Genomic DNA, 11,762 nt, shown 5'->3' with positions numbered 1-11,762 from the left:
TGAATCAATCTGTGGCCATTGACGCGTTCATCGCAGGAACCAGTTGGCGCGCCTTTTGCGCCCAAGCGAAATAGCCGACGACATAGGCCAGGGCGGCCAGCAAGCCGGCGAAAAGCAGGCTGCCCCACACCGTTGGGCCTTCAGTCCTCGTCCAACCGTAACCGTAAAAGCCGACGAAAGCGACGGCCCACGCCCACAAGCCCCACTCGCAAGCACCTTGTTGCCGAACAGCAGACCTGAAGGACTCCCACCGTGCCAGGGGAAGCTCCCCCAGTTCGTCCACGTCCGAAGCCAGCGACGCCTGAAGAGGCTCGTACTTCCCCACGAGGGCGCGGATAGATTTACCCAGATTGCTCCGAGCCGAGAACGACCCGTCCTTGTTGACCGCGAGACTAGCGTCAGCACCTCTTTGCATCGCCGCGCGAAGCAGGTTGGTGATTCGATGAAGCTCGGCCTTCTTATATTTGAGCTCGATGGACTCGTCCTCGCTCAACGCAAAGCAGTTTTCCCCGCCCTCGAGTCTTGCGCAGGTGTTCCCGACCTTGCGACCGAAATAGATCCGACCGATGGCCAGCGCGATGGGGACAAGCAGCAACGTCACCACAGCGATGACCAGCCAAATGCTTCCCTCGTCCCCATTCTTCTTCCTGCGAGCCATTCTTAGCGGCGTCCTATCTTGGCTTTCATTCTGACGGCTCCACCGCCGTCGCCGGCGCACTCGTATCCGGCTGATCAGCCGGCGTCTCTCCGTCGGCCGCAGCCGGGTCGGCCAGTTCGCCGAGGCCTGCCACACCGCCGTTCACGTCAAAACGCCGGTGCGTGCCGTAGGGATAGAAATCGATCACCTCGCCTTGCCGTATGCGCTGCTGCGTCTGCTGCCAGAAGGCCGGGTCCAGCAAGTCGGCGTGGTGGCGCATGAAGGCCTGGCGCACGCGGGGGTTGCCCAGCAGGAAGGGGCCGAAGGTTTCGGGGAATACGTCGTTTCGGGCGACGCTGTACCAGATTTCGCCGCTCATCTCGTCTTCTTCGTTGCGCGGCGCGGGCACGGCGCGGAAGTTGCAGTCGGTGATGTATTCGATCTCGTCGTAGTCGTAGAACACCACCTTGCCATGGCGGGTGACGCCGAAGTTCTTCCACAGCATGTCGCCCGGGAAGATGTTGGCGGCCACCAGGTCCTTGATGGCGTTGCCGTATTCGATGACGGCGTGCTCCAGCTGCGCATTGGCGGCGGCGTCGCCCTCGCCCGCGTCGAAGGCTTCCTGCAGGTACAGGTTGAGCGGGATCATGCGCCGCTCGATGTAGGCGTGGGCGATGATGACTTCGACCTGGCCGTCACCGTCGCGGTCTGAAATCTCCAGCTGGCTGGGCGCGTGCTGTTCGATCTCGGCAATCAGCTCGTCGGTAAAGCGCTCACGCGGGAAGGCCAGCATGGAAAACTCCATGGTGTCGGCCATGCGGCCCACGCGGTCGTGCCGCTTGACCAGCTGGTACTTGCCGCGAATCTGCTCGCGCGAGGTGTCTTTGGGCGCGGGGTAGTGGTCTTTGATGACCTTGAACACGTACGGAAAGCTGGGCATGTCGAACACCAGCATGACCATGCCCTTGATGCCGGGCGCAATGCGAAATGGGTCGCTGCTGTGGCGCAGGTGCCAGAGCAGGTCGCGGTAGAACAGGTTCTTGCCCTGCTTGGCCAGACCCAGGGCGTTGTAGATCTCGGCGCGCGGCTTGCGCGGCATCAGGCTGCGCAGGAACTGCACATAGGCAGACGGAATTTCCATGTCCACCATGAAATAGGCGCGCGAGAAGCTGAACAGGATCAGCAGGTCTTCCTCGCCAAACAGCGCGGCGTCCACATACAGCACGCCGGGCGCGCGGTGCAGGATGGGCAGCGCGAAGGGCACTTCCTTGAAGCCATTGATCAGCTTGCCGACCAGGTACGCGCCTTTGTTGCGGTAGAACAGGCTGGCCAGCACCTGGATCTGGAAGTTGGGGCGCTGCCGGTCGGCCGCCAGCTCGCGCCGCAGCGCGTCGGCCACGCGCTGGGCGTCGCGGCCCAGGTCTTCAAAGCGTCCGCGCAGACCGTACGACAACAGGATGTCGCGCAAGCTGGTTTCGAGCGCATCCAGGCGCGGGTAGAACGAGCGAAAGGTGGGGTTGGCCGCGGCGTCGTCGGTTTCCAGGTATTCCGTGCTGATGGCGGGGCGCACGAAGATGAAGTCGTTCTGGAAGTAGCTGCGGTGCAGGATCTTGGTGGTGACCGAGTTGAAGAACGTTTCGGCCAGCTCAGGCTGCTTGTGTTGCACCAGCAGGCCGATATAGAACAGCTTGGCCTGCTGCCAGACTTCCATCGGTTGCTGCGCGGCCTTAAATTCACGCTCAAGGCGGCGCTGGCATTCGCGCACGCGCAGGTCGTAGAACTCGATGCGTTCGCGCTGGGCGCGCTGCTGCGCGGCCCAGTCGCAGGTTTCAAAGCGGTGCTTGGCGCGGGCCGATTCGGTGCGAAACAGCCGGTAATGGCGGTTGAAGCCGTCGATCATGGCTTGCGCCATGTCGCTTGCCAGCGAAGGGGCGACGGCGTTCAAGGGCATGCCTATTGTTCGTCCTGCTGGGCGTCGGTGTCGTCCAGCTCAGCCACGAAACTGGCCGACCGTGGGTAGCGCTTGATGGCGGCGCGGTACACATCCACCACATGTTCGGGCCGCGACATGGTGACCTGCAGATCCTTCACCTTGCCGTCTTTCAGGCCATAGCACCAGCCATGCACCGACAGCGGCTGGCCGCGCGCCCAGGCGTCTTGCACAACGGTGGATTGCGCCACGTGGCCCACCTGCTCGATGGCGTTCATCTCGCACAGCGCGTCTTCCTGCTCGCCGCCGCACAGGTGCATCAGGCGGCCACGGTGGCGCATCTTCACGTCGTTGACGTGGCGCAGCCAGTTGTCGGCCAGGCCCACGCGCTTTTCATGCAGCACGGCCAGCACACCACCGCAACCATAGTGGCCGACCACCATGATGTGCTTGACCTTGAGCACATCCACGGCGAACTGGATGACGGACAGCGCATTCAGATCGGACGGCACCACCACGTTGGCCACGTTGCGGTGCACGAACACTTCACCCGGCGCTAGCCCGATGACCTGGTTGGCGGGCACGCGGCTGTCAGAGCAGCCGATCCACAGATAGTCGGGCGTCTGCTGGGCGGCCAGGGTCTTGAAGAAGCCGGGGTTTTCGTGCTCAACCTTTTCCGCCCAGGCGTGGTTGGCGTCGATGAGGTGCTGCAGCGATGAGGACATGAAGAAGGCGTCAGTGAATCTGGAAACGGGCAGTATGCAGCCACAGGGCGCACAGCCCCTGTGGCCGCGCGGTCAATCACCGGCGCTGACTCGCCGATGGAGTACACCGGCGGCGTATAGAGGCGCTGTAGGCATCGGCGTGGGTGCGCGTTGGTTGCGCGCACGAGTCGGTTGAGAGCGCGCCGCGTGGGCACGCGGCTTACATCGTTTCGGCGAACAACTCGCGCCCGATCAGCATGCGGCGGATCTCGCTGGTGCCCGCGCCGATCTCGTACAGCTTGGCGTCGCGCCACAGGCGGCCCAGCGGGTATTCGTTGATGTAGCCGTTGCCGCCAAACAGCTGAATGCCGTCACCCGCCATCTTGGTGGCCATCTCGGCCGTCCACAGGATGACGCTGGCGCAGTCCTTGCGCACCTGGCGCACGTGCTCGGCGCCCAGCGCATCCAGGTTCTTGCCGATGGTGTACAGAAACGCGCGGCCGGCCTGCAGCACGGTGTACATGTCGGCCACCTTGCCTTGCACCAGCTGGAATTCGCCAATGCTCTGGCCAAATTGCTTGCGGTCGTGGATGTACGGCACCACGTTGTCCATCACCGCCTGCATGATGCCGACGGGCCCGCCCGCCAGCACGGCGCGCTCGTAATCCAGGCCGCTCATCAGAACCCTGGCGCCCTGGTTCAGCCCGCCCAAGATGTGCGATTCAGGCACCTCGACGTTGTTGAACACCATCTCGCCCGTGTGGCTGCCGCGCATGCCCAGCTTGTCCAGCTTTTGCGCGGTGGAAAAGCCCTTCATGCCTTTTTCAACGATGAAGGCGGTCACGCCGCGCGCGCCCAGTTCGGGCTCGGTCTTAGCGTAGACGACCATCGTGTCGGCATCGGGGCCGTTGGTGATCCACATCTTGGTGCCGTTGAGCAGGTAGTAGCCGCCCTTGTCTTCGGCGCGCAGCTTCATGCTGATTACGTCGCTGCCCGCGCCAGGCTCGCTCATGGCCAGGGCGCCCACGTGCTCGCCGCTGATCAGCTTGGGCAGGTACTTGGCTTTTTGCGCGTCGCTGCCGTTGCGCTTGATCTGGTTGACGCACAGGTTGCTGTGAGCGCCGTAGCTGAGGCCGATCGACGCGCTGGCGCGGCTGATCTCTTCCATGGCGATCATGTGCGCCAGGTAGCCCATGTTGGCGCCGCCGTATTCCTCGGGCACGGTGATGCCCAGCACGCCCAGCTCGCCCATCTTGCGCCACAAGTCCATCGGGAACTGGTCGCTGCGGTCTACCTCGGCGGCGCGCGGAGCGATCTCAGCCTGCGCGAAATCGCGCACGGCATCGCGCAGGGCGTCGATGTCTTCGCCAAGGTTGAAGTTCAGGCCGGGCAGGTTGCTCATGTCGTTGTCTCCTGGAATTGAAAGTAGGCGGCGTTGGTCAGTAGGTTTTGGGCACGGGCACCAGGGTTTGCTGCATCAGCGCACAGGGCGATTCCTTGCCCGCGTCGTCAACGTGCGTGACGTCGGCGGTGGTGACGATCAGGCGCCGGCCCGGCTTGAGCACGCGGCCCACGGCGCGCAGCGTGCCGCTCTGGTAGGCACCCAGAAAGTTGATCTTGTACTCGGCCGTCACGACTTCCATGCCGGGCTCGGCCACGGTCAGGCCCGCGTAACCGCCGGCAATGTCGGCCAACGCGCCCATGGCGCCGCCATGAAAGCCGTTCTGCTGTTGGGTGACCTTGTCGGAATACGGCAGCCATATCTCGACCATGCCCGGCTCTACACGGCGCAGCTGGGCACCCAGGTGCTGCATCAGGCCCTGTCGGGCCAGGCTGTCTGCAACGCGTACGAATAGGTCCGGGTGGGCAGGAGTGCTCATGGAAGGTGGCATGCTGGCAGGCCCGGATTCTGATTGACGTTTACGTCAACGTCAATCACAAGGCCGCCCGCCGTGTGCGCCCGGGCTGCTGCCGCGCCAGCAGCTTGCGGGCCTCTTTTTCCTGCTCGGCGATCTCGGCCAGTGTGGCGTCCAGCTCGGCGCGCTGCGCCTCCAGCTGCGCGCGGTGCCCGACCAGCACCTGCAGGTACTTGCGCAGCTGCGGCCCCGTGTCGCGGGGGCTGTCGTACATCTCGATCAGCTCTTTCGCCTCATTCAGCGAAAGGCCCAGGCGCTTGGCGCGCAGCGTGAGCTTGAGGCGCGCGCGGTCGCGGTTGGAATACACCCGCACGCGCCCGCCCGGGCCGCTGCGCTCGGGTTGCAGCAGGCCCATGTCTTCGTAAAAACGCATGGCGCGCGGTGTCAGGTCGAATTCCTGCGCCAGATCGCTGATGCTGTAAGTGGTCGCCATGGCGGGGATTGAGGGTGTCTCCGATGTACTGTGCAACGCGCGCTGGCCATCCCTAGAATGGACTTTCAGGTTGACGTGCACGTCAACCGGCTCATCCTACCTCAGCGTTTTCCACATGTCTGTTTCCGACGAACTTGAGCGCGCCCTGCTCTACCCCCTGGCCGACCAACTGCCGGCGCCGGGCGGCTCGATCGAACTGGCGCCGGGCGTGCGCTGGGTGCGCATGGCGCTGCCGTTCGCGCTGGACCACATCAACCTGTGGCTGCTGCGCGACCAGGTGGATGGCCGCGATGGCTGGACAGTGGTGGACACCTGCATCGACCACCCCGAATCGCGCGCGCTGTGGGAACAGGTCTTTGCCACCCAGCTGGATGGCCTGCCCGTGCTGCGCGTGATCGTCACGCACATGCACCCCGACCACGTGGGGCTAGCGCACTGGATCTGCGCCCGCTGGAGCACGCCCGAGCACGAATGCCGCCTGTGGATGAGCGCCACCGACTACATGAACGCGCGCTACGCCAGCCAGGTGGTCAACAGTTTTGGCGGCGAGCGCCTGGCGGATTACTTTCAAAGCCACGGCATGGCGCAGGCGGACGATCTGGACCAGATCCGCAACCGCAAGAGCTACTACCGCAACCTGGTGCCCGACGTGCCGCCGTCGTACGCGCGGCTGCAAGACGGGCAGCAGGTGCGCATCGGCAGGCACGGCTGGCGTTGCATTTCCGGCTTTGGCCACGCGCCCGAACACATGGCGCTGTACTGCGAAGCGCTGGGCGTGCTGATCAGCGGCGACATGGTGCTGCCCCGCATCTCGACCAACGTGAGCGTGTACGAGATGGAGCCCGAAGCCGACGCGCTGTCGCTGTTTCTTGACTCGCTGGAGCGCTACCTGCCCCTGCCCGCCGACACGCTGGTGTTGCCTTCGCACGGCAAGCCGTTCAAGGGCCTGCACACGCGCATCCAGCAGTTGCAGGACCACCACCGCGACCGGCTGGCCGAAGTGATGGCCGCGGCGCAGGGCCGCGCCGTTTCCGCCTACGACATGCTGCCGGTGCTCTTCAAGCGCCCGCTGGATTTGCACCAGATCACGTTTGCGCTGGGTGAATCGGTCGCCCACCTGCACCGGCTTTGGTACGGCGGGCAACTGGTGCGGCGGCGCGACCCGCAAGGCGTGTGGCGCTTTTCGCCTTGCGCAGATTGATGTGGCGGTGAAAGCGCCAGCGCCGCCAATGCTGCACCTGATCGAACCGCACGCGCGCCCCTTGGCTTGCCCACCAGAGCCCCGCCATGCGTGAGCTGCGCCTGAAAGGCCAGGGCCTGACGGCGCTGCCCCGCGCGGTGTTCGACCACGCCGACACGCTGGAACTGCTGGACGTATCCGGCAACGCGCTGTCTGAGCTGCCGCCCGACTTGCACCGCTTCAAGCGGCTGCGCATCCTTTTTGCGTCCAACAACCGGTTCACCGAACTGCCACGCGTGCTGGGCGAATGCCCCGCGCTGGAGATGGTGGGGTTCAAGGCCAACGCCATCGCCCACGTACCGGCCGAGGCGCTGCCCCAGCCGCTGCGCTGGTTGATCCTGACCGACAACGCCATCGCCACCTTGCCCGACTCGCTGGGCCAGCGCCCCCGGCTGCAAAAGCTGATGCTGGCCGGCAACCGGCTGGCCACGCTGCCCGACAGCCTGCGGCAAGCCCCCGCGCTGGAGCTGCTGCGCATCGCCGCCAACCAATTTCAGCGCCTGCCCGACTGGCTGCCCGCCTTGCCGCGCCTAGCTTGGCTGGCCTGGGGCGGCAACCCGCTCACGGCGCAGCCCGAGGCGCGGGCCCTGGCCGCCGCCAGTGCGCGCGCCATTCCCGCCGAAGCGCTGGCGCTGGGCGAGCGGCTGGGCGAAGGCGCTTCGGGCGTGATCCGCGCCGCCACCTGGCAGCACGCAGGCGCGCACCAGGCCGTGGCGGTCAAGCAGTTCAAGGGCCGCGTGACCAGCGACGGCTGGCCCCGCAGCGAAATGGCCGCGGCCCTGGCGGCGGGCGCGCACGAGTCGCTGGTGCCCGTGCTCGGGCCGGTGCAGGCCGGCGCCGGGCCCCGCGCCCAGGAGGGCGGCGTGGCCAGCGGCGCGGACCACGATGCGGACGACGGCGCGCACGCCCTGGTGCTGGCCCGCTTGCCGCCCGGCACCCGGGCGCTGGCCGGGCCGCCCAGTTTCGACAGCTGCACGCGCGACGTCTACCCGCCCGGGCTGCGCCTGCAAGCCAGCGAGGCGCTGGCGCTGGCGCGGCAGGTGGCCGGCGCCATGGCACGGCTGCACGCGCGCGGCCTGGTGCACGGCGACCTGTACGCGCACAACCTGCTGCGCTGCGGGCCGCGCGCCTGGCTCAGCGACCTGGGCGCCGCCGCCTTCCTGCCCCCCGCCCAGCCCGCGCTGCACCCGGCGCTGCGCGCGCTGGACGTGCGCGCCTTCGGCGTGCTGCTGGACGAATGGCAGGCGCGCACCGCCCCCGCCGCGCCGCCGCCGCTGGCGGCATTGCGCGCGCGCTGCTCGGCGCCCGCAGACCAGATCGACATCGGCTTTGCCGAGATCGAGGTAATGCTCTCATAAACATAGCTGCCGGCGCGCATCCAGCGGGCGCTGGGGCGCAAATTGGCAACAAAACACGGCTGCTGCGGCCGGGCGGCAGAACACCGCGCCCGGGATCAGCTTGCGCCACCGTACAGGGCGCGCAGCCCTTCGCGGCAGGCGCGCGCGATCATCTGCTGGCGCTGGCGCGGCATGCGCGCCAGCGTGGAGGCCACGCTGATCGCCGCCACCGGCTCGCCGCGCTCGTCGTGCACCGCCATGCCGACGCCGAGCACGTCGCGCGTGGCGTGGTTGCCCACCACCGACCAGCCGCGCTCGCGCGTCGCGCGCACCAGGATGTGCTGGCGCTCGGGCGTCATGCCGCCATAGCGTGGCAGCTGCGGCGCGTTGGCCGCCACCACCGCCTGCACCTCGGCATCGGGCAGGGCGGCCAGCAGCGCCAGGCCGGCAGCCCCCACCCCCAGCGGCTGGCGCGTGCCCACCTGGATGACCAGCACCTGAACCGGGTGGGTGCCCACGTGGCGCGCAATGCAGTGTGAGAGCGGGCCCTCGCGCACCACGGCAAAGGCGGCGTCGCCGCACGTCTGGCTCACGCGCGCCAGCACGGGCAGCAGCCGCACCGCCATGTTCGGCAGCACCCGCGCCGGCGCGCCGCCCTGAAGCCTGGCCCCGGGGCCGTAGCGGAAGCGCCCGCTGCGCTGGGCGTAGCCGCTGTCCTGCAGTATGTCCAGCAGCCGGTGCACGGTGGCGCGTTCCAGCCCGGTGGCGCGGCACAGGTCCACCACGCGCAAGCCCTCGTCGCCGGCGGCCTGCAGCGCGTCCAGCAGGCGCAGACCGCGCCTGAGCGTGCGCCCGTCCGCCGCCTCGGCCAGGCCGGGTGGCGCTGGAATGTCCGCCTGGTGGACGTTTTCGTTCGTGTTTGCCTGCCGCATCTTGAAGAATTCTCCGTGGACGCCCATCGCTGCGCAGTGTGCCGCAGCACGCACGGCGGGCGCCAGACCGTTCCTTACTCACCATAAACGGAGACATTTTCATGAACGCCTTTTCCGCCCCCTCGGCGGCACGCCGCCGCGTGCTCGCCCTCGCCGCCACCGCCGCGGCATGCGCCGTCGCGCTGCCGCTGCAGGCGCAGCCCGGCGCCTGGCCGACCAAGCCTGTCAGGCTGGTCGTCGGGTACGCGGCCGGCGGCGCCACGGATGTGATCGCGCGCCTGATCGCCGTCAAGCTGGGCGAGCAGCTGGGCCAGCCCGTGATCGTGGACAACCGCGCCGGCGCCAACAGCAACCTGGGCGCCGAACTGGTGGCCCGCGCGGCGCCCGATGGCTACACGCTGTACGTCTACACGATTGCCAACACCATCAACGCGACGCTGTACAGCAAGCTGGGCTACGACCCGGTGAAGGATTTCGATCTGATCGGTCTCATCGCCAAGATCCCCAACATCCTGGTGGTTAACCCGGCGCTGCCGATCCGCAGCCTGGCCGACTACATCCGCTATGCCAAGGAATCGAAGAACGGCATCACCTTCGCGTCCTCGGGCAGCGGCTCGTCGATTCACCTGTCGGGCGAGATGTTCAAGATGCGCTCCAAGCTGAACATGCTGCACGTGCCCTACAAGGGCAGTGCGCCCGCAGTCACCGACCTGATCGGCGGCCAGGTGGATTCGATGTTCGACAACACGCCCTCCGCCCTGCCCCACGTGAAGGCAGGCAAGCTGCGCGCCATCGCCATCACGAGCGCGCAGCGTTCGGCGCTGCTGCCGGAGGTGCCGACGATGATCGAGTCCGGCTATCCTGGCTTCGATGTGCAGTCTTGGTTTGCACTGTCGGCGCCGGCCGGCACACCGCCGGCCATCATCGAGCAGCTCAACGCGGCCCTGAACAAGGTGCTGGCCCAGCCGGACGTGCGCCAGCGCCTCGCCGAGATGGCCGCCACGCCCGCAGGCGGCACCCCGGAAGACGCGCGCAAGTTCGCGGGCGCCGAGCTGCAGCGCTGGCGCGAGGTGGTCAAGGCGGCGGGTGTCTCTGCCCAATAACGACAGGAAGGACGCAGCCTCATGTACCCCATCGACTTCTTCTGGCGCGCGGCCCGGCGGTGGCCCGAGCGCATCGCCATCGATGCGCCCGGCAGCCGCATCCGCTACGACACGCTGGCCGCGCGCGTGACGGCGCTGGCCGCCGGACTCACCGCGTTGGACCCCAGCCCGCAAAGCCGCGTGGGCGTCTGCGCGGGCAACAGCGCCGAGCACCTGGCCGTGCTGCTCGCCGTGCTGGCCTGCGGCAAGGTCTGGGTGCCGCTGAACCCCAAGAGCACCCGGCCGGAGCTGCGCCGCATCATCGACGCCACCGAGCCCTCGATCCTCGTGCTGGACGACGCCTATGCCGGGCTGCTGGACGGGGCACCGGGCGCGCGCGTACGCACCGCGGCCGAGCCGCAGCCAGGCACCACCACGTTGCGCGAACTGGAAAGCCGGCACGCCGGTGCGCCGCAGCCCCGGCTGGACCTGCCGGGCGATGCGACGCAGGCCATCAAGTTCACCGGCGGCACCACCGGCGCGCCCAAGGGCGTGATGCAACCCTACCGCGCCTGGATGGCGAACATCGTCAACCAGATCCATGCCTGGGGCTTCGACGAGAACGACCGCTACGTGCTGGCCGCGCCGATCACGCACGGCACCTCGACCTATGTCCTGCCGATCCTCGCCCAGGGCGGTTGCCACGTCGTGATGGAAGGCGCGGGCGCCGAGGCCGTGCGCACCACGTTCCGCGAACGCGGTGGCACCGTCTGCTTCATGCCGCCGACGCTGGTCTACATGCTGATGGCGCTGCCCGGCGCCAGCCGCGCCGACTACCCGAAGCTGCGCCGCTTGATCTACGGCGGCGCCCCCATGCCGGCCGAAAAGATCCGGGAAGTGCGCGCCTTCTTCGGCCCGGTGCTGGGCACCACCTACGGCCAGACCGAGGCGCCGCAGATTCTGACCGTGCTGCGGCCGGAAGATTTCGACGACGAACGCAACCTGGCCGCCGTCGGCCGCGCCACCTGGTTCAGCGACGTGGCGGTCATGGCGCCGGACGGCCGGCTGCTGCCCGCAGGGGAAGTCGGGGAAGTGGTGGCGCGCGGCGACCTTCTGATGACGGGCTACTGGCGCCTGCCCGACAAGACCGCCGAGACGCTGGTCGATGGCTGGCTGCACACCGGCGACCGCGGCCTGATCGACGAACGCGGCTTTCTGTACCTGAAGGACCGGCTCAAGGACCTGGTGATCACGGGCGGCTTCAACGTCTACCCCGTGGACGTGGAGAACGCGCTGGGCCAGCACCCGGCCGTGCACGAGTGCGCGGTGTTCGGCCTGCCCGACGACAAGTGGGGCGAAACGGTGCAGGCCGCCGTGCAGCTGCGCCCCGGCCAGCAGGCCAGCGAGGCCGAGCTGATCGCCTTCGTGCGCGAGCGCCTGGGCCCGGTGCAGACACCCAAGCGCATCCACTTCCACGACAGTCTGCCGCGCTCGACCGTGGGCAAGGTGCTCAAGTCCGCGGTGCGCGAACTGGCACTGGCCAAACCCTGA

General features: G+C 67.6%; 11 protein-coding genes. 4 read left to right on the top strand and 7 right to left on the bottom strand.

The annotated features are described in order from the left end of the window. Positions 1–4 precede the first annotated feature (4 nt). The 6 genes from C6570_RS04315 to C6570_RS04290 form a co-directional block, all read right to left on the bottom strand. On the bottom strand, positions 5–658 hold the full coding sequence (locus tag C6570_RS04315) for a hypothetical protein (RefSeq protein WP_106702124.1): 654 nt from the start codon (positions 656–658) through the stop codon (positions 5–7). A 25-nt stretch (positions 659–683) separates the two neighbouring features. After that, positions 684–2,588, bottom strand: coding sequence for a bifunctional isocitrate dehydrogenase kinase/phosphatase (gene aceK / locus C6570_RS04310; RefSeq protein WP_106702123.1), 1,905 nt, complete (start codon positions 2,586–2,588; stop codon positions 684–686). 2 nt (positions 2,589–2,590) lie between these two features. Beyond that, positions 2,591–3,292 carry a carbonate dehydratase gene (gene can / locus C6570_RS04305; protein WP_106702122.1) on the bottom strand — a complete coding sequence of 234 codons (702 nt, stop codon included), beginning with the start codon at positions 3,290–3,292 and terminating at the stop codon, positions 2,591–2,593. A 199-nt stretch (positions 3,293–3,491) separates the two neighbouring features. Beyond that, entirely contained in the window at positions 3,492–4,673 is a 1,182-nt protein-coding gene (locus C6570_RS04300; protein ID WP_106702121.1) for an isovaleryl-CoA dehydrogenase, read from the bottom strand. A 37-nt stretch (positions 4,674–4,710) separates the two neighbouring features. Further along, positions 4,711–5,151, bottom strand: coding sequence for a PaaI family thioesterase (locus C6570_RS04295; protein WP_164675489.1), 441 nt, complete (start codon positions 5,149–5,151; stop codon positions 4,711–4,713). 55 nt (positions 5,152–5,206) lie between these two features. Continuing rightward, positions 5,207–5,620 (bottom strand): MerR family transcriptional regulator, encoded by a 414-nt coding sequence (locus tag C6570_RS04290; RefSeq protein ID WP_106702119.1) that lies wholly within the window; start codon positions 5,618–5,620, stop codon positions 5,207–5,209. A 115-nt stretch (positions 5,621–5,735) separates the two neighbouring features. Here C6570_RS04290 and C6570_RS04285 point away from each other — a divergent pair, with 115 nt between their 5' ends. Beyond that, a complete protein-coding gene (locus C6570_RS04285; protein ID WP_106702118.1) occupies positions 5,736–6,821 on the top strand; it encodes an MBL fold metallo-hydrolase in 1,086 nt (361 codons plus the stop codon). Between the two features lie 86 nt (positions 6,822–6,907). Beyond that, the gene (locus C6570_RS04280) at positions 6,908–8,218 is read left to right on the top strand and encodes a leucine-rich repeat-containing protein kinase family protein (protein WP_106702117.1); all 1,311 of its coding nucleotides are present in this window, start codon (positions 6,908–6,910) and stop codon (positions 8,216–8,218) included. A gap of 95 nt (positions 8,219–8,313) precedes the next feature. Here C6570_RS04280 and C6570_RS04275 read toward each other — a convergent pair whose 3' ends face one another. Further along, the gene (locus tag C6570_RS04275) at positions 8,314–9,129 is read right to left on the bottom strand and encodes an IclR family transcriptional regulator (RefSeq protein ID WP_106704514.1); all 816 of its coding nucleotides are present in this window, start codon (positions 9,127–9,129) and stop codon (positions 8,314–8,316) included. Between the two features lie 101 nt (positions 9,130–9,230). Here C6570_RS04275 and C6570_RS04270 point away from each other — a divergent pair, with 101 nt between their 5' ends. Both C6570_RS04270 and C6570_RS04265 read left to right on the top strand, forming a co-directional pair. Next, positions 9,231–10,232, top strand: a complete 1,002-nt coding sequence (locus C6570_RS04270; protein WP_106702116.1) for a tripartite tricarboxylate transporter substrate binding protein — start codon at positions 9,231–9,233, stop codon at positions 10,230–10,232. A gap of 21 nt (positions 10,233–10,253) precedes the next feature. Continuing rightward, a complete protein-coding gene (locus tag C6570_RS04265) occupies positions 10,254–11,762 on the top strand; it encodes a class I adenylate-forming enzyme family protein (RefSeq protein WP_106702115.1) in 1,509 nt (502 codons plus the stop codon).

The organism is Ottowia oryzae, from assembly GCF_003008535.1.
Classification (GTDB): domain Bacteria; phylum Pseudomonadota; class Gammaproteobacteria; order Burkholderiales; family Burkholderiaceae_C; genus Ottowia; species Ottowia oryzae.
The sequence above is the reverse complement of the archived record's forward strand: the minus strand, read 5'-3'. Positions and strand labels throughout refer to the sequence as shown.